The organism is Gordonia sp. NPDC127522 (genome assembly GCF_042672305.1).
GTDB classification, from domain to species: Bacteria; Actinomycetota; Actinomycetes; order Mycobacteriales; family Mycobacteriaceae; genus Gordonia; species Gordonia hongkongensis.
Map to the genome: position 1 here is coordinate 426,572 of NZ_JBHXVK010000001.1, position 18,179 is coordinate 444,750.

General features: G+C 68.0%; 17 protein-coding genes. 10 read left to right on the forward strand and 7 right to left on the reverse strand.

From position 1 onward, the window contains the following. Positions 1 to 27 precede the first annotated feature (27 nt). The 6 genes from ACFVHY_RS01985 to ACFVHY_RS02010 are packed head-to-tail and all read left to right on the forward strand — an operon-like array spanning position 28 to position 7,064. Positions 28 to 1,242 (forward strand): MCE family protein, encoded by a 1,215-nt coding sequence (locus ACFVHY_RS01985; protein ID WP_390267699.1) that lies wholly within the window; start codon positions 28 to 30, stop codon positions 1,240 to 1,242. After that, on the forward strand, positions 1,239 to 2,264 hold the full coding sequence (locus tag ACFVHY_RS01990; protein ID WP_390267702.1) for an MCE family protein: 1,026 nt from the start codon (positions 1,239 to 1,241) through the stop codon (positions 2,262 to 2,264). Before ACFVHY_RS01985 ends, ACFVHY_RS01990 begins: the two co-directional genes overlap by 4 nt. Then, positions 2,265 to 3,296, forward strand: coding sequence for an MCE family protein (locus ACFVHY_RS01995; protein ID WP_390267705.1), 1,032 nt, complete (start codon positions 2,265 to 2,267; stop codon positions 3,294 to 3,296). Further along, complete coding sequence (locus tag ACFVHY_RS02000) at positions 3,293 to 4,525, forward strand: MCE family protein (RefSeq protein WP_390267708.1); 1,233 nt, start codon at positions 3,293 to 3,295, stop codon at positions 4,523 to 4,525. The genes ACFVHY_RS01995 and ACFVHY_RS02000 overlap by 4 nt, the downstream gene beginning before the upstream one ends. Next, positions 4,522 to 5,658, forward strand: a complete 1,137-nt coding sequence (locus tag ACFVHY_RS02005; protein ID WP_390267711.1) for an MCE family protein — start codon at positions 4,522 to 4,524, stop codon at positions 5,656 to 5,658. Before ACFVHY_RS02000 ends, ACFVHY_RS02005 begins: the two co-directional genes overlap by 4 nt. Further along, positions 5,655 to 7,064 (forward strand): MCE family protein, encoded by a 1,410-nt coding sequence (locus tag ACFVHY_RS02010; RefSeq protein WP_390267714.1) that lies wholly within the window; start codon positions 5,655 to 5,657, stop codon positions 7,062 to 7,064. The genes ACFVHY_RS02005 and ACFVHY_RS02010 overlap by 4 nt, the downstream gene beginning before the upstream one ends. Positions 7,065 to 7,179: 115 nt before the next feature. Here ACFVHY_RS02010 and ACFVHY_RS02015 read toward each other — a convergent pair whose 3' ends face one another. Both ACFVHY_RS02015 and ACFVHY_RS02020 read right to left on the reverse strand, forming a co-directional pair. Further along, complete coding sequence (locus tag ACFVHY_RS02015; protein ID WP_390267717.1) at positions 7,180 to 7,836, reverse strand: hypothetical protein; 657 nt, start codon at positions 7,834 to 7,836, stop codon at positions 7,180 to 7,182. Next, complete coding sequence (locus tag ACFVHY_RS02020; RefSeq protein WP_390267720.1) at positions 7,833 to 8,666, reverse strand: hypothetical protein; 834 nt, start codon at positions 8,664 to 8,666, stop codon at positions 7,833 to 7,835. The genes ACFVHY_RS02015 and ACFVHY_RS02020 overlap by 4 nt, the downstream gene beginning before the upstream one ends. A gap of 304 nt (positions 8,667 to 8,970) precedes the next feature. On the opposite strand from ACFVHY_RS02020, the gene ACFVHY_RS02025 reads away from it, so the two are divergent. Both ACFVHY_RS02025 and ACFVHY_RS02030 read left to right on the forward strand, forming a co-directional pair. Beyond that, positions 8,971 to 10,428 carry an aldehyde dehydrogenase family protein gene (locus ACFVHY_RS02025; protein ID WP_390267723.1) on the forward strand — a complete coding sequence of 486 codons (1,458 nt, stop codon included), beginning with the start codon at positions 8,971 to 8,973 and terminating at the stop codon, positions 10,426 to 10,428. 145 nt (positions 10,429 to 10,573) lie between these two features. Then, entirely contained in the window at positions 10,574 to 11,215 is a 642-nt protein-coding gene (locus ACFVHY_RS02030) for a TetR/AcrR family transcriptional regulator (protein WP_390267726.1), read from the forward strand. 64 nt (positions 11,216 to 11,279) lie between these two features. On the opposite strand, the gene ACFVHY_RS02035 is transcribed toward ACFVHY_RS02030, so the two are convergent. From ACFVHY_RS02035 to ACFVHY_RS02045, 3 genes are all read right to left on the reverse strand, one after another. Further along, positions 11,280 to 11,780, reverse strand: coding sequence for a hypothetical protein (locus tag ACFVHY_RS02035; protein WP_390267729.1), 501 nt, complete (start codon positions 11,778 to 11,780; stop codon positions 11,280 to 11,282). Positions 11,781 to 11,782: 2 nt separating this feature from the next. Then, entirely contained in the window at positions 11,783 to 12,382 is a 600-nt protein-coding gene (locus tag ACFVHY_RS02040; RefSeq protein WP_390267732.1) for a TetR/AcrR family transcriptional regulator, read from the reverse strand. 147 nt (positions 12,383 to 12,529) lie between these two features. Then, positions 12,530 to 13,378, reverse strand: a complete 849-nt coding sequence (locus ACFVHY_RS02045; RefSeq protein WP_390267735.1) for an enoyl-CoA hydratase/isomerase family protein — start codon at positions 13,376 to 13,378, stop codon at positions 12,530 to 12,532. A gap of 115 nt (positions 13,379 to 13,493) precedes the next feature. Between ACFVHY_RS02045 and ACFVHY_RS02050 the strand changes: the two genes are divergently transcribed. Then, positions 13,494 to 14,375, forward strand: a complete 882-nt coding sequence (locus tag ACFVHY_RS02050) for an enoyl-CoA hydratase-related protein (RefSeq protein WP_390267738.1) — start codon at positions 13,494 to 13,496, stop codon at positions 14,373 to 14,375. Between the two features lie 18 nt (positions 14,376 to 14,393). Here ACFVHY_RS02050 and ACFVHY_RS02055 read toward each other — a convergent pair whose 3' ends face one another. Beyond that, positions 14,394 to 15,791, reverse strand: a complete 1,398-nt coding sequence (locus ACFVHY_RS02055) for an amidohydrolase family protein (protein ID WP_390267741.1) — start codon at positions 15,789 to 15,791, stop codon at positions 14,394 to 14,396. Beyond that, positions 15,788 to 17,020: a CoA transferase gene (locus ACFVHY_RS02060; protein WP_390267744.1), complete on the reverse strand. Its 1,233-nt coding sequence runs from the start codon at positions 17,018 to 17,020 to the stop codon at positions 15,788 to 15,790. Before ACFVHY_RS02060 ends, ACFVHY_RS02055 begins: the two co-directional genes overlap by 4 nt. A 46-nt stretch (positions 17,021 to 17,066) precedes the next feature. Here ACFVHY_RS02060 and ACFVHY_RS02065 point away from each other — a divergent pair, with 46 nt between their 5' ends. Further along, positions 17,067 to 18,125 (forward strand): enoyl-CoA hydratase/isomerase family protein, encoded by a 1,059-nt coding sequence (locus ACFVHY_RS02065; protein ID WP_390267747.1) that lies wholly within the window; start codon positions 17,067 to 17,069, stop codon positions 18,123 to 18,125. Positions 18,126 to 18,179: the final 54 nt, after the last annotated feature.

Genomic DNA, 18,179 nt, shown 5'->3' on the forward strand with positions numbered 1-18,179 from the left:
ACATCACATTCTGGCGTGAAGGGCAACATGTCGAACGGAATACTCCGGCCGCTGGCCGGGACAGCGATGGTGCTGACCGTCGCGCTCCTGGTCGGTCTGGCCGCAGCGATGTTCACGGGTACCACGACGCGATCGGAACCGGTCACCGTGGTGGCTCCCCGGGCGGGGCTCGTCATGGAAGTGGGTGCCAAGGTGCAGATGCGCGGGGTGACAGTCGGACGCGTCTCGTCGATCGACTACGACGAACCCACGACTGCGCGAATCGAACTGGCCATGGAACCGGATCAGATGGAGCAGATCCCGAACAACGTCTCCGTTCGCATCGCCGGTGCCACCGTATTCGGCGCCAAGAGTGTCGAACTCGTCGCCCCGCCTGCACCCTCGCAGGCACGGCTCGGTGTCGGCCAGGTCCTCGACGCCGAGGACGTCTCCGTCGAGATCAACACCGTGTTCGGCGAACTCACCCGTGTTCTCGCGCAGATCAAGCCCGCCGAGCTCAACGCCGCACTCAGCGCCATCTCGACCGGACTGAGCGGGCGGGGTGAGCAGTTCGGGCAGATGCTCGTCGACCTCAACGGATTCCTCGGCGACGTGAACCCGGCCCTACCCTCCCTGCGCCGCCTGCTGCGCGACGTGCCGGATGTGCTCGATGTGTACGCCGACACCACCGATCCGCTCCTGGGCACCGTCCGGAATGCGAGCTCGATCAGCGACACCCTGGTCGCCGAACAACAACGCCTCGACGCATTTCTCACCAGCCTCATCGGACTGTCGGACGTCGGCACCCAGGTACTCGGCGACAATCGTGAGCGCCTGGCGAGCGCCCTGTCGGTGCTGGTACCGGTCACCGCTCTGACCGATGAGTACAACGAGTCACTGACGTGCTCGCTCAACGGTTTCGCCGATCTCGCCGTCTCACCGCCGGCCGACGTGCCCGGGCTGGGGTTGTCGGCGAACTTCTTGTGGGGCACCGATCCGTACCGCTACCCCGAGGACCTGCCGAAGGTCGCGGCGACCGGCGGGCCGCAGTGCTCGGTGCTGCCCGTCGGGTTCCAGGAGAAGCCACCGTTCGTGGTGGCCGACGTCGGGGCCAATCCTTTCGACGCGGGCCGGACGTCGGTGGAACTCAACGTCGACAGCCTCCGACAGGCACTCTTCGGTCCGATTCCCGACGGGGCGCCGAGACGGTCGGAGCGGTCCGGCGGGCCGGGTCGGCCCACTCCCTCCCGGGCGCCGCGATGAGCGGGCGCAGGTCCGACACGGACACAGTCAAACTGATCGCATTCACCACCGTGATGCTCCTGGTGGCGGGTTCGCTGCTCGTCATCTTCAGCGATCACCGCTCCGGGGACACCAAGGAGTACTCCGCGGTCTTCAGCGACGCCTCGGGCCTGAGCCCGGGGGACACCGTGCGCATCGCCGGCATCCGGGTCGGCACCGTCGGCGACGTCGAGCTGCGGAGCGACGAGTCCGTCCGGGTCGTGTTCGACGTCGACAGCGACATCGGCATACCGACCGAATCCGGCGCTGCGGTCCGGTATCTGAACCTGGTGGGGGACCGGTACCTCGAGCTCACCGAAGGAGCAGGCGACACCATGCTCACCGCCGGCACCGAGATCCCGGCCTCCCGGACGAAGCCCGCCCTGGATCTCGACGTCCTGCTCGGCGGACTCAAGCCGGTCATCGACGGTCTGGAACCGCAGCAGGTCAACGCTCTCAGCGCGTCGGTACTCGACGTCCTGCAGGGGCAGCGCGGCACGGTGCGCACCCTGTTCGAGGGAACCTCCTCGCTCTTCGCCACTCTGGGTGAGAATGTCGACGTCATCGAGGACGTGATCGTCGAACTGCAGAAGGTCATGGCGACCCTCGACCGCGACAGCGAACGATTCGGCGACGCCATCGATCGATTGGACGTGCTCATCGGTGATCTCGCCCGCCGGCGCGATCCCATCGGCGAGGCGATCACCGCACTGGACAACGGGACCGCCACGGTCACCGATCTGCTCACGCAGGCCCGGCCGTCCCTGTCCGGCACGATCGATCAGCTGGCCCGCCTCGCACCCGCCCTCGACAGCGACAAACCGGCGCTCGAGAACGCGCTCGTCCGTGCCCCGGAGAACTTCCGCAAGCTGGTGCGCACCGGAACATACGGCAACTTCATCCAGTACTACGTCTGCGCCGTCACGGTCCGGGTGTCCGACCCGTCCGGAAAGGTCGTCGAGTTGCCCTGGATCGAACAGACGGAGGGGCGGTGCTCGGGTTAGATGTACAAGTATCGAGGCTCGAAACTCTTCCGATTCGGTTGCGTCGGACTAACACTCATCGTCCTGATCGTCGTCGCCGGGTTGAATGCCGCCAAGGTGATGAGCTGGTTCGGGTCGGTCACCTATCAGGCCGACTTCGCGGAGGCCGCGGGGCTGTCGTCCGGAGCCGACGTCCTGGTGTCCGGGGTACGCGTCGGAACCGTGGCCGAAGTGGAACTGGTGGACGGTCGTGCACGGGTCACCTTCAGCGTCCGCGAGGGCACCCGGCTGGGGGACAGCACGTCGGCACAGATCCGGACCGGCTCGCTTCTCGGACAACGCATCGTGACGGTGAAGCCGTCCGGGCAGGGAATTCTACGGCCCGATGACGTGATCCCCGTCGAACGGACCGCGTCGCCCTATTCGCTGAACGAGGCGATCGACGACCTGACGACCAACACCCGCGGGATAGACACGTCGCAGCTGAACGAGTCCCTCGATGTGCTGTCGACGACTCTCGACGACGTGGCACCCGAGTTGAAACCGACCTTCGCGGGCCTCGCCGAGATGTCCCGCGGAATCAACTCGCGGAATTCGACCCTGGCCGAACTGCTCGGCGCGACGAGCGATGTCACCCAGGTTCTCGCCAGCCGAGCCGGACGGATCAATGCCTTGTTGCTGAATGCCAACCTGTTGCTCGGCGTGCTGTCGAATCGACGCCAGGAGATCGCCTCGTTGCTCGCGAACACCGCGGCGGTGAGCAAACAGCTGTCGATCCTGGTCGCCGACAACGAGAAAGAGCTGGCACCGACACTCACCGCGCTCAACTCGGTTGTCGCCATGCTGGAACGAAACCGCGACAACATCTCCCAGGCCATCCCCGGCCTGGCCAAGGTGTCCCAGACGCAGGGCGAGGCGGTGTCGGGTGGGCCGTTCTACCAGGCCTACGTCGCCAACCTGATTCCCGGGCCGTTGCTGCAGCCGTTCATCGACCGAGCCTTCGGTGTCGAGCCGCAGTCGAAGCTGCCACTACCGGGCGGGAGTGTCGGATGACCGGCGGGGACCGGATTCGCATCGTTCTCGCCGCGATGCTCGTGGTGGTCGTGGTGGCCGGCGGTGTCTTCGCGTTCCGGCAGTTCACCGCACCCACACGCATCGTGGCGATGTTCGCGACCACCACGGGGATCTACGTGGGTGACGACGTCCGCGTCTCCGGTGTGAAGGTGGGAACGATCTCCGACATCGACCCCCGGGGCGAGACCGTGGCGATGACCCTCGACGTCGATCGCGGCGTGCAGATCCCGGCGGAGGCGCAGGCGATCATCGTCGCGCAGAACCTCGTTGCCGACCGCTTCGTCCAACTCACGCCCGCCTACGTCCGGAGCGGACCCGTGCTGGACGACGGTGCGACGATCCCCCGGGACCGTACGGCGGTGCCCGTCGAGTGGGATCAGGTCAAAGAGCAGCTGACCAGGCTGGCGACCGAACTGGGGCCGAAGGGGGCCGACTCCTCGAGCTCTCTCACCGAGTTCATCGACAGCGGTGCGAATGCGCTGCGCGGCAACGGTGAGACGCTGGGAACGGCGTTGACCGAGCTGTCCGAGATGGGTGCACTCCTCGCCGAGAACACCGGGAACATCACCGACGTCATCCGGAATGTCGGGACGCTGATGTCCGCGGTCCGCGACAGCGGCACCCAGATCGTGCAGTTCGAGAACCGCCTGGCGACGCTGTCCTCCGTGCTCGACGGGAGCCGGTCCGATCTCGATGCGGCACTGAAGAACCTGGCGGTGGCCGTCGCCGATGTCCAGCGGTTCATCGCGGCGAACCGCGACGGGGCCTCCGAGCAGGTCCGCCGGTTGGCCTACATCACCCAGCTCCTCGTCGACCAGGACGACGATCTGGAGCAACTGCTGCACGCCTTCCCCACGAACATGGCGAACTTCTACAACATCTACAACCCGGCCACCGGGACCGAGGCCGGGGTGTTCACGGTGAACAACTTCTCCAACCCGGTCCAGTTCATCTGCTCGTCGGTCGCGAGCATCGAGAATCTCACCGCGGCCGAGGGAGCCCGACGATGCGCCGAGTACCTGGGGCCGATCGCACCCATGCTGACGTTCAACTACCTTCCGGTGCCGCTCAATCCGGTCCTCGGTCCGGATCCTGGTCCGGACGACCTCATCTACACCGAGAGGTCGCTGATTCCGAGCAAGTCGCAGAGCACCTCGGCGCGCTCCCGCGGTCAACTCCTGTTGCCGGGCCTCGGGGGTGGACGATGACACCGCGCGTCGCCCGTGGCCTCTGGATGACCGTCGCGCTGCTGTGTGTCTCGGTGCTCGCCGCCGGATGTCAGTGGCAAGGAATCAACTCGGTGGCGCTCCCGGGCACCGCCGGCACGGGGAGCGACGACTACCAGATCACGGTCGAGATCGCCGATGTCGGCACTCTGTCGCAGAATTCACCGGTTCTGATCAACGACGTCGAGGTCGGGAGCGTGGGACCCATGCGGGTACGCCAGTGGCACGCCGAGATCGACGTGCGCCTCGCCCGGGGCACCGTGGTGCCGGCCAATGCCGAGGCCGTCGTCGGTCAGACGAGCCTGCTCGGTTCGATGCACCTCGCGCTCAACCCGCCGGCCGGTGACGCGCCGGTCGGCCGGCTCGAGCCGGGTGCACGCATCCCGCTGGAGCGTTCGGCGTCCTATCCGTCGACGGAGGAGACGCTGGCGTCGGTGTCGGCGGTGGTCAACGGCGGCGGCCTCGGCCAGCTCGGCGGGATCATCGAGGCACTGAACGAGGGTTTCGGCGGTCACGAGGCCGATGCCCGTCAGCTGCTCGGAAATCTGTCGGAGTTGGTGGGCACGCTCGACCGGCAGCGTGCGGACCTGGTGGCGTTGCTCCAGCAGGCGCGTCGTGTCAGTACCGGCTTCGCCGAACAGGATTCCGTCATAGAAGACGCATTACGACGCATCCCGCGCGGCCTCGAGGTGTTGCAGAACGAGGTGCCGGACCTGACCACCGCACTGGATCGGCTCCGCGTGTTCAGCAACACCACCACCGGCGTGATCGATCAGGTGCGCGACGATCTGCTGGCCGACCTGCGACACCTGCAGCCGACCCTGCGCGCGCTCGCCGACGTGGGTCCCCGGATCGATTCGGCGCTCGCCTACGCCACGGTCTTTCCCTACGGTCAGAAGGTGATCGACCGCGCGGTGCGCGGCGACTACATCAATCTCCACGCGACTGTCGACCTCACCGTGCCCCGACTGCGACGCGAGCTGCTCCTGGGTACTCCGTTCGGTGATCCGGACGCGACCGTGCCGTTCGCGCCGGGGGACCCCGGGTACAGCCGTCAGCCGACACATGATCCGCTGCTCGCCCCGCTGGGCCGACCGGGACGAGGTGGCCGATGATCCTGTCGCGGTTCGTCAAGATCCAGCTTGCGATCTTCACGGTGCTGGCCGTACTGGGCAGCTGGTTGATGTTGTTCTCCTACATGCAGATCCAGGCACCGCTCGGCGTCGGACGCATCAACGTCACGCTCGAGGCGGATGCCGCGGGCGGACTGTACCGGTTCGCGAATGTCAGTTACCGGGGGGTCGACGTCGGACGTGTCACCGACGTCGAACTCACCGACACCGGTGTTCGCGCAGACCTGTCCATCTCGAGTTCGGTGGACATCCCGGCCGACCTCGATGCGTCGGTGCGGAGCATGTCGGCGATGGGCGAACAGTATGTGGAGTTGCGTCCCAAGACCGACAGCGCTCCCTATCTGACGGACGGGTCGGTCATCGACGCCGACCGGGTGTCGATCCCGGCTCCGGTTGCGCCGATGCTCGAGAAGCTGAACGCGTTGGTCTCGAGCATCCCGCAGGAGCAACTCTCGACCCTCGTCGACGAATTGGATCGAAGCCTCGGTGGTCGCGGATACGACCTGCAGACGTTGCTCACCTCGTCGGCCTCCCTGTCCGCGGGTCTGCACGATGTGGGTGAGGAGACCCAGAGCCTGATCCGGGATTCGGTGCCACTGGTCGACTCCCAGGTCCGCAGCATCGACGCCATCCAGATCTGGACCACGAATCTCGAGGGCGTCACGGATCAGTTGGTGACCGACACCCCGGAGATCCGCAGGCTGCTGGCGTCGGGCCCGGGATTCGCCGACGAGGTGTCGGGCCTTCTCGATTCGGTGAAACTGACCCTGCCCGTGCTCCTGGCGAACATCACCACGGTCGGCCGGCTTGCGGTGACCTACAACGCGGGACTCGAACAGATCCTCGTCTTGCTGCCGCCCGCGATCTCGATGATCCAGGCGGTGCAGCCGAATCGGAACGGCACTCAGTGGGGGCTCGGCGACTTCCGCATCAGCGGCATCTCGGATCCGCCGGCCTGCACGGTGGGGTTCCTGCCACCCGACCAGTGGCGCCCGCCAGAGGACACCTCCGTCATCGACACCCCGGATGGTCTGTACTGCAAACTGCCGCAATCGAGTCCGATCGGGGTCCGCGGGGTCCGCAACATCCCCTGCGCCACCAAACCCTGGAAGCGGGCACCCACCGCCGCGATGTGCAACAGCGACGAGAACTTCACCCCGCTGGCCCAGTCGCAGCCGCTTCTCGGTCCGTACCCGCCCGATCCCGGAACGGGACATCCGGCCGTACGCCCGTCGTCGCACATGCCCGCCGCCGGGGGTCCCCCCGTCGTCGCCGCCGAGTACAACCCCGCCGACGGATCGTACGTCGGCGCGGACGGCCGGAGGTATCGGCAGACCGACCTGGTGGACAACGGTGCCGTCGACTGGCAGGGCATGATGCCGCGCTGACCCGCGGCGCCGGGGTGACAGGGACGACCCGGCTGCCGGTGGTCTCGCGCGGTGCTCGGCTCAGGGGGCGGGCCGGCACGGAGGATCGGCTCCCCTGGCAGCGGGGAGCGGGCGATCACACCGGATCGAACGAGGAGATCCGCCAGTTGCCGTCCACGCGCTGTAGGGACACGCGCACGCTGCTCGATGTCAGCTCGGGGTCGGGTTCGGTCTTGCTGGTGGTGGTCTGGTTCACGAAGGCCAGCACGTGTGCTTCGTTCTCGCCGAGGTCGGAGACAGCGGATCGCACGACCTCAGCAGTCGTGTTGACGGTGTTGTCGGTGGCCGCCGGGGTGACCACCTTCTCGGTGAATTCGTTGTAGTACGTGAGGAACTGGCCGGTCAGGTGTTCTCGGGCCTTGGCGAAGTCGGCGTTCAGCGACTTGTGGCCGTAGGAGAGGAGGGCGACGGTGCCGTCGTTCGCCGCGTCGACGACGGCGGCGCGGGTCGCATCGTCGGTCGCCTGGTCCGGACGATAGAGCTCCATGTAGGCCACGCCCGCGCCGGTGACGGAGGCGATCATCGCCACCGCGACCGCAGCGGGGACAGTGCGTCTGCTCCGCCGGATCCGAGTGAATCGGCCGGGCGTCAGGGGATCGGTGACCGTCTCGAGACCGGTGACGTCGGCGGTGATCGCGTTGACGTCGGGTTCCGGGGTGCCCGTGGCGGTCTGGGACGTGTCGTCCTCGGGCGTTTCCGATTTCGGTTCGGGTGCGGTGCTTTTCGTTGTCAAGGTACGAACTCCACATTCGAGATCTTGGTGGTGCCGTCGACGTCGGTGACCGTCACCCGAAGGCGCCACACTCGTGGCTCCTGTCGTGCGCCTGCAGCATTGGTGACCTCCGACGTGGCGGCGACCAGTACGATCGCATCGTCATCGGTCGTCGATTCCAGCGCGGTCGAGGTGACCTTCCCGGTCGTGGTCACCTGGGACTGCTCGATGACCTTGGTGAAGTCCGGTGCCCGCTTGCTGAAATCGTCGTAGAACGGACCGCTCGATTGCGCGACGATCCGGTCCACGTCGCGTTTGGCGTGCCGGAAATCCAGCGAGGTGATGGCGGTCACGCCTCGTTCGGCTGCGGCGACATATTCTGCGGCACGGGACGTCTCGGCCTGCGCTTCCCGGTGTTGCCACCCCATGACGGCGGTGGCGACGAGTGCGGCCGCGGTGATGAGCCCCATCACGGCGATCAGCACCGTTCGCCGGCTCAGGCGCCGGATCGGAACCCGCAGAGCCCGGAAGCGGCGGACGGTGTCACGCGCGGTCGTGCGGCGATCGCGCGACGGGCGTTTCCCCGCGTCGGCCGCATCCGTGCCGGGGGAGTCCCCGGCAGGTTGTGCTTCGGTGGCGTCGGTTTCCGCATCTTCTCGAGTCCGGTCCGAAGTGTCCGACGACTGCTGCGCGGGAGCCTCGACGTGCTGCGCCGTCCGCAATCTGGTCAGACGGGCGTGGGCACGTGCCGCCTCGGCGCGGGCATCCGCGGCGTCGGCCTCGGCTTGGGCGGCAGACGCCTCGGCCTGCGCGAGTGCCAACTCGTCGCTGGGGGCGAGAGATTGGGTCATGACGGCTCCGAACGTCGTCGCTGCGATGGTGTGAGGGTCATGGTGGCGCAGCTCACAGAGAGTGAGGCTATCACATGGAAGAACCGACGATGACGAATGAGAGAAGGGCATTCTCTAGGAGTTTCCCGACCACCGAGACCTGTGCTGTGCGGGGCGGCGCGGCGTCCATAGGGTCCGTTCAGCGGACCGGTGGGCAACTGGTCGGCGCGACCTCCGGCCGGTGGCTGTCGGTGGGTCTCAGAGCCCGGTCCTGCACCGGACCCCGTAAACGACGGATTACGTCAGTTGATTGAAAGGAACCACCATGTCGGTTCAGTCTGTGTTGGACGAGATTCGAGGATTGCCCGGCACGGGTGATGTGATTCCCATCGTCGACCCCGTCACCGAGGAGCAGATCACCGAATTCACCGACGCGGGACCGGAAGTCGTCGACGACGCGGTCGCGCGGGCCAAGGAGGCGTCGGAGTCCCGGGTCTGGTCGGGCAAACCCGACTACGAGCGGGCCCGGATCCTGTGGAAAGTCGCCGACCTCATCGAGGAGAACAGCGAACTGCTCGCCGACCTCGAGTCGGTGAATGCCGGGATCCCGGCCTCGCAGGCGGCCGTGATCACCAAGGTCGGTGCCGAATGGTTCCGCTATTACGCCGGCTGGTGCACGAAGGTCGACGGTATCGCCCGGGACGTGAACACCGGCGGCTTGATGGGCATCGAGTCCCACATGCACGCCTACACCCTGCGGGAACCGTATGACGTTGTGGGACTGATCTTCCCGTGGAACGGTCCGGTGTTCAACTACTGTGCCAAACTCGCCCCCGCGCTCGCCGCCGGCTGCAACACGGTGGTCAAACCGGCCGAGGAGACCCCGCTCTCGGCCCTGGTGCTCACCCGTATCCTCGCCGAGGCGGGGGTTCCCGACGGTGTGGTGAACCTGGTCAACGGATACGGCCACACCGCAGGCGCCGCGATCACCGCCCACCCCGATGTCGACAAGGTCGCGTTCACCGGCTCGACCGAGGTCGGGCGGGAGATCGTGCGCGCCTCGGCAGCGAGCAACCTGAACAAGATCACGCTCGAGCTCGGCGGTAAGTCGCCGGTCCTCATCTTCGACGACGCCGATCTCGACACCGCCATCGCGATGGCCGGCTTCGGATGCTTCCTGCACTCGGGTCAGGTGTGCATGCTCGGATCACGAATTCTCGTGCAGAGCAACATCTATGAGCGTGTCGTCGAGGGGGTGGCGACGATCGCCGAGAACCTGCAGCTCGGTGGCCCCGAAGAGGAGGGCTCGATGATCGGTCCGCTGATCAGCGAGAAACAGCTCAAGCGCGTGCTCGGCTACCTCGACATCGGTCGGGCGGACGGCGTCGAACTCGTCACCGGCGGCCATCGGCTCGATCGGAAGGGCTACTTCGTGCACCCGACCGTGGCGACCAAGGTCGATCCGACGTCGAGCAGGCTGTTCCAGGAGGAGATCTTCGGTCCGGTCGTCACCATCCTCCCGTTCGAGGACGAGGACGAGGCGATCTCGTTGGCCAATGACACCGACTACGGACTCGCGGCGACGACGTGGACGCAGAACCTGAGTCGGGCACATCGGTTGGCGAAGCGACTCAAGGCGGGCACCGTCGGACTCAACTGCCAGCTCCAGTTCGATCACTCGATGCCGTTCGGTGGGTACAAGCAGTCGGGCTGGGGATACGAGGCCGGCAAGGCCGGCGTCGAGAGCTACCTCCAGTCGAAGACCGTGTGGGCGCAGCTCTGACCTGGCGCTGACTTCCCCGAGTGAGAATGTAATTCTCACTCGGGGAAGTTGGCTTTCCGTTTTTCCGTCCTCCGCGCCGCCCGCCAGTGGCGGATGGATATGATTCCCCAATGAATTCCGTGCGCCGGTGCCGAAGTCTCCTGTCATGACCGCAGGCGACGAACCCGTATGGAAGCAGCGTGCTGTCGAACGCTCCCTGCGGACGGCCCGGGAGCGGGCGGGTAAGCGGGTGCAGAAGTTCCTCGACGCCGCCCAGGCGATCATCGTAGAGAAGGGGACGACCGACTTCACCGTCCAGGAGGTGGTCGAGCGGTCCAAACTGTCGCTGCGGAGCTTCTACTTGCAGTTCGACGGCAAACACGAACTCCTGCTCGCGCTGTACGAGGACGCCATCGGCCGTATGTCCGCCCAGATCCGGGCCGCGACGGAGAACGAGGATGCCCCCCTGTCGAAGGTCCGGACCGCGACCGGGCTGCTGTACGAGCTGTCGCGCCCGGACCCCGCGGCCCGCCGGCCGCTGTTCACCGAGTTCGCCCCACGGCTGCTGATCTCACACCCGGTTGAACTCAGGATCGCCACGACGGCCCTCTATGAGTTGTTCGCCGAACTGCTGACCGAGGTCGACGCGACGGACGGCCTGCGCGCCGGAGGTGATCCGCGGAGGCTGGCCGCGATGATTATCCAGACCGTGATGTTCATCGCGCCGCAGTCCGGTGGCGGACCGGCCGAGGACCGGATCACCTCCGACGAGGTGTGGGAGTTCTGCGCTCACGGCTTCGCCGGCTGAGAACCGGGTTCGCCGCCGGCAGCCGGTCACCTCGGTCCAAGAGACGAGCTTTAGGTTTCCTTCGTCACCCGGCGGGGACGAGGTCGGCGCCGACCCACGAGCGGACGGCGCTCGCCGTGCGGAAGTTCTCGGCTGCGGTGATCGGGACGAGGCCGACCCCGGCAGCGGTGAGGGCCTGGGCCTTGAAGGCCCGGGCCGCAAAGCTCAGACGGTGAGTCGCCGGATCAGGCGTGCCGTCCAGTTCGTGAGGCCAGTCCTCGCCCCACAGGATGATCTCGGCCTCACGGGTCCGCATCGCCGAGCCGAGGTCGGCGACGAGGTCCGGATGAAGCCTGCACAAGCGGGCCGAGGTCGCGATCGCCTGCGGACATCGCCCGTGGAAACCATCGGTCGGGCTCACCACCTCGGTGTGTGCGCCGAGGATGCGCATCGGCCGGGGGTCGTCGCCGGCGGGCAGCAAGACGGTCACCCTCCACCCGGCGGCCACCCGGTCGTAGATCCAACCTCCGGCATGGCGCACGAGCTCTCTGACGTCGTCACCGATGATGTCGAGCTGATATGTCATTTTCACTCCCCTGCAGTGAAATCGGTTTCCAGATTCCGGACGTAGTCCTCGAAGATCTCGGTCAGCGGGATCGTGGGGTCGAGGAGCCATGACATCTCGACGCCGTTGATGAAAGCCACGATCTCCATGGCACGGACACGGGGTGAGATCCCCGCGCGGTACTCGCCGGCCGCCTGGTGGTGGGCGATGACCTCGGCGACGATGTCGACCGCGGTTCGCCAGCGCTGGACCAGTCGATCGTGCAAGGGAGCGTCAGGTGCGAGATTCTCCACGAGCAGGACGGTGAACGTCCCCACGAGTTCCGGTGAGCGTTCGATTCGTTCGGCGACGCGCCGAATCTGGACGAACAGGTCGCCGTTGAGGTCCGCCTCGGCGAGATCGGCGTTGTCGCGGGCGTCGATGACGGCGTGGAGCAGCTGTTCTTTGGAGGAGAAGTGGTGTAGCAGGCCCGCAGGGGTCATGCCCGCGTCGGCGGCGATCTGGGCCAGGGTGGTGTTTCGCCATCCCTGTCTGGCCAGTCGCCGTGCCGCCACCTCGAGTATCTGCTGACGTCGCTCCGCGCCCTTGGCGAGCAGCGTGGCATAGGGCCGTTGCGCAGTCACAAATGTCCTCCAGACAAACCTTCTGAACGCACAGTAGGTTGGTTGATGCGGTGTGACAAGGGTCTCATCGAAGTCGTCGGATACCTGCTCGTGGATGAGGTCGATCGTTCGGGAGCCGGTCCCATTCAGCGAGACCGGGTCACGTGTTCATCGCCGGGTCACGGGACCGTTGCGTCGTGCCTGGGATCTACGGACCTCGATGGGCTGGTTCCCGATGTGGGTGTAGGACATGCCGTTCTGTAGTGCCGTCGATCGCGTCATGTCCAGCGATTCCCAGATCGCACGAACCGTGCCCTGGACAGCCACCGGGTTGCGAGCCGCGATGGATGCGGCGATCGAATGCGCCCGGCTCCGCAGCTCGCTCACCGGGACGACCTCGGTGACCAGGCCCAAGCGCAGCGCGGTGGTCGCGGTGATGCGTTCCTCGGTTCCCATCAGCGCCCAACGCAGGACGTCGCCCAGGGGAACGCCGCGGTGGAGCATGCCGATCGGCTCGAGTGCGGACACGATCCCGCCGTTGGCATGCGGATCGAAGAACTCCGCGTCATCGGCCGCGAGGATGATGTCGGACTCGTTCAGGAAGTACTGGGCACCTCCTGCCACCATCCCGTGTACCGCTGCGACCACCGGTTTCCAGACGCGGTGGTGGAGCTTGGGCGACAGGGTCGACCCGGGGTCGAAGGAGTTCCAGACATTGCTGCTCAGAAACCACGGGTCGCCGTTCTTGATGTCGGCGCCGGTGGAGAACGCCCGATCGCCGTTAGCCCGGATCACGACGGCGTGGACGGCGTCGTCGTCGCGAATCTTGCGCCAGGCCCACGCCAGCTCCGTCGCCATCGTGTCGTCGAAGGAATTGAGTGCCTCGGGGCGGTTCAGTGTGATGGTCGCGACGTGGTCGTCGGTGTACGCGTACTCGATCGCCTCGAGGTCGGACGGGGTCGCGCCGGCGCCGTCGTCGGGAGGTGTCGTGATGCCGGGGATGAGCTCGTCGGTCATCGAACGACTCCGGCCGGCGTGGACTGGGGCGCCCGAGCGGCGCGTGTGCTCTCGATCACCCGGGCCAGCGTACAGTCCGTCTCGCAGCGGAGAACACCCCTTGCCAAGGAGGAGCATGACATTTTCGAAGCCGCCCGAGGATGCGTCGAGCGACGGTCACACACTGCCGGAGCTGGCGGCCTGGCGCGGGGGAACAGTTCTCGAAACCGGGACCGAGGTGGTCTCCGCGATGATCGTCGACCGGGTCGGTTTGGTGGTTCTCGACCAGCCGGATCGACGGAACGCACTGCATCCGGGCATGTTCGAGACCGTCCCGCGGCTGCTGGAGGGATTCGCGGCGGACCCGGAGATCGGGGCGGTGATGATCACCGGGGCGGGCACCACCTTCTGTGCCGGTGGCGACGTGCGACGGAAGGTCGAGAACGCCGGCGGCACGGTGGCCGAACGGACCGCCGGGTTGACGCACAACGCACGGATGGCGACGCTTCTGAGCGACATTTCGAAGGTCACGATCGCAGCCCTTCCCGGCGCGGCCGTGGGCGCCGGGCTGAGCATCGCCCTCGCTGCCGACCTGCGGATCGCGGCATCGTCGTCGAAGCTGATCGCCGGATGGGGCGATCTCGCATTCTCCGGTGACTTCGGCGGGACGTGGTTCTTGACCCGACTGCTCGGACCGTCCCGCGCCATGGAGTTCATGGTCTCGGGTGCACCGATGACGATGCCGCAGGCCCGGGAGTGGGGACTGGTCAACCGGGTGGTGCCCGATGCCGAGTTCGCGGCCGCCGCGCTCGACTGGGCCACCGCCGTCGCCGGTGGTCCGCGGCTGGCCTGGGCGGCCACCAAGCGCAACATCGGTCGTGCGACGACGATGGATCTGGCGCAGGCCCTTCCCGCGGAGAGCGAGGAGATGGTGCGGTCGGGACTGACCGATGAGCATCGGGATGCCGTTCGGGCCTGGGTGGAGCGCGCCCGCAGCCGGCAGGGCCGGCGCGGGTAGCGCGACGGCCTTCGGAGATCACCGGTGATACACGACCCGGCCGCGGATCATCGTGCACTGCACCGCGTCTGAACCGGCCTGCAAGGCGTCGTCCACCGAACCGTCGAGCACGACGAGGTCCGCCGACTCGCCGACCTCGACGCGTCGAGGGGCGGCCCCCGGGTTCGCCGGCGGGGCCAGGTACAAGCGCAGCGCGGTGCGGTGGTCGATGCGCTCGTCGGAACCGACGATCCGGCCGTCCGGCGCCGCCCGGTGTACGGCCGCGGTCATGACGGTCCATGGGTCGGTCGGTCCGTACGGGGCATCGCTCGACAGGGCGACCCTGACTTGTCCCGCCACGAGGCTGCGGCACCGGTAGAGGTCGTCGACGTCGGAGGGCGCGAGCCGGTCGAGATAGTCGTCGCCGCGATCGACGATGAAGCCGGGCTGGGTCACGACGGGGATGCGGCGGCGGCGTAACTCGGCAACTGTCTCGGGCGCGATGACGGCACCGTGCTCGATCCGGTCGTCAGGGTGCGGCCCGACCGCGTCGAGTGCCGCGAGTAGGAGCAGCAGCGACTCCCTGGTGGCGCAGTGGGCCGCGACGCCCCGGTGGTTTTCGTGCACCTCGCGAATGCGGTCACACAGCGTGGGGAAGTCGGGCAGGTCGGAGTCGGCGAGCACGATCTTGTACGGCCCGACGGTCACCGTCGGGTGTCCTCCGGGGATCTCCGGCGAGGAACCGAGTAGGTGAAGTCGTTGTGGCAGAGCCGATGTCAGGTGTTCGGCGACGAGGTGTCCGACGCTGTCCGCGGTGAGGTCGGGGGTCGCGTCGGTCACGCCGGTCACCCCCAACCGGGCGAGTTCGGTTCCGACGTCCGACAGGCCGGGTGGCCCGGTGCCTCCCAGGCGTTCCCGGAGCCAGTCGTCGGCTCGCCACAGCCGCCCGGTCGGCACTCCTGCGTGGTCGCGCTCGATCCCGGGGTGGTCCCCGGCCGCCAGATCTGCCGCCGCGACGGCCGCGGAATTGAGGAACCACACCGCGCCGCTGCGGTGCTGTAGCCGGACGGGTCGCCGTGCGTGCAGGCGGTCGAGGACCTCGCGATCCAGGAGTCCGGCAACGGTTTCGGTGTACCCGACGCCCCGCACCCATGTCGTGCCGGGGCCGGGTGACGCCGCGTCGAGTGCCGCCGCGAGGTCGCCGGGGTCACTCACGTGCGGGGGTCCGCACGGAACCGAGTGGGCGGCCGCGGCCATCGCGTGCAAGTGCAGGTGATGATCGTGCAGCCCAGGGATCACCGCCCCGCCCCGACCGTCGATGACCTCCGACCGACGGGCATCCAGTGCCGATCCGATCTCCGACACCACCCCGTCGACCACCCGGACATCGCGACGCCCCTGCGGCAGGGACACATTCGCGATGATCAATCCGTTCACGTCGGCGTCTCGAGGCGGGACAGGACTGCCGAGGTGTCGCGACCCGGCGGCGGTGCGGCCGAGAGCGCCGATCGTGATACGGGGGCGGCCAGGGCCACCGGCCCGTCGTCGGCGTCGACGACCCACTGCCCCCTGCGTCGGTACACGCGGGGCGGGGGCGGCCCGCCGAGGGTTTGCGCCACGGTCGCCCGCATCGACAGGTCCCAGAGCACGCCACCGTCCGTCGCGCACATCGCCAGGGCGGCTGCGGTCATGCCGGACAGCGGATCGGCGATCGCGTCACCCACGAACATCAGTCCGGCGTCATCGTCTGCCACGAGGCCGGCCGACGCGGAGACGTCGTCCCCGAAGCCGATGCGATCGGACTGCCGGCCCGCTGCGGTGATGGAGATCCAGGTGGCGCCCGCGGCTACGAATTCCGCACTGTCCAAGCCGAATCCGCGTAACGCGCGCGGCCGGGAGGCCTCGATCACGATGTCGGCGGAGTGAACGAGTCGGTGCAGGGCGTCGCGTTCGGCGGGTGCCGCGGGGTCCAGCAGAACCGACTCGTGTCCGCCGTGCAGCAGGCGGTAGAAATCGGCATTGCCTCGTCGGGCGCCGTCCGGGCGCTGCGGGGTCTCGACCTTGATCACCTGAGCTCCCGCCAGTCCGAGCAGGTGCGCGCACAACGGGCCGGCCCACAGCGCACTGAAGTCGACGACCCGGAGGCCCGACACCGAGCGCGACGTGCCCGCCGGGCGTAGCGCCCGTCGGGCCGCCGACCCGATCTCCTCGCCGCTCGCCACACCGCCGGCGGCGATGCCGAGCAGTGTTGCGCGTTCGTCGAATTCGGCCCGGCTGTGGCCGGTGAGCCAGTCCGCGACGGCGGGCCATGGGTCGGTCCCGATGTCGCGCCCGACGAGGGCACCGAGACGTGCCGCGTCGTCCGGGCGGGCGCAGTTCACCGCCACCCAGCCGTCGGCGGCGGGCAGCAGTCGTCCCGAGCCTCCCACGGTCACCGCCCCGCGGCGTCGGCGCCCGGTCAGGGCCGCTCTCTCGCCCAGTAGGGTGGCCCCGTCGACGTCGACCGAACCGTTGCTGGCCCGGCGCATCCAGTCGGTGAGGCGTCGGGCCCGTGCCGCGGCGTCGCCCACGGGCACGATCGGGGCCTCGTCGGCCCGGCCCGTGAGATACGGAATCCCGCTGTCCGCCCACGCACGAACCGGGTCGTGGAACGCGTCGCCTGGCACGGGCGAGATGCTACCGTCCGCACGGACACCGAGGAGGTCATCGGCCATGAACAGGCGGCGCATCACGATCGACGACCTGGCCGTGCAGCCAGCCCTCGGTGGTGGCGACCTGCTCGGACAAGGCAGCGGGGCAATCGATCCGACGACGATCGTGGACCTCGACGTCCCCGTCCGGCGTCGCGAGGTGTTCACTCGTGCCGTCGACCGGGCCGGGGCTTCCGATGTGATCCTGATCGGGGTGTCCAACCGACCGGTGACCGCCGAGTTGCACCCCTTGCTCACCGCGCTCGACGTCACCTACGCGCCCGGCGGCGATCACCGTGCCGTCGTCGACACCGGGGACGCCGAGGGGGCCGCCGAGCGTTTTCGGTCCGCGGCCAACGCCTGCCCAACCGCCTCCTTGGTGGCCGCGCAGGTCGTCCGGGCCGGCGAACCGCTCGATCGGATGTCCGCTCTCGATGTCGAGTCGCTGGCCTACTCGGCGTTGCAGGGTGGCGCGGAGTACGGCAGCTGGCTGGCCGAACGGCGCGCCCTGGGCCGCCCGCGACCTGCGGCCGCACCCGATGCCGTGCTCGTCGAGCGCGTCGAGGACACCCTGCACGTCACGCTGAACCGGCCGGAGCGACGGAATGCCTACGGTGCAGGTGTACGTGACGCACTGGTGCAGGCCCTCGGGGTGGCGATCGTCGACGACTCGGTCAGACGGGTAGTGCTCGACGGCGCGGGACCGTCGTTCTGCGCCGGCGGTGACCTCGACGAGTTCGGGCACATGCCCGACGCCGCGAGCGCCCACCTCATCCGCACCCGCGGTGGGGCAGGACGTCTGGTCGCGGCTCTCTCGGCCCGGGTCGAGGCCCGGCTGCACGGTCACTGTGTGGGTGCCGGTATCGAGATCCCGGCCTTCGCCGGTCGCGTCGTGGCGCGCCCGGACGTCCGGCTCAGGCTTCCCGAGGTGTCCATGGGACTGATCCCCGGTGCGGGGGGCACCGTGAGTGTGCCCCGGCGCATCGGACGCTGGCGTGCGCTGCACCTCTTCGTCACCGGCGCCGAGATCGATGCCACCCAGGCGCTTGCGTGGGGGCTGCTGGACGCGATCGAGGACTGATCGCGGTCCCACGCGCACGTCTACCGGCGGCCGGGACAAGCCCTGTCCAGCGGT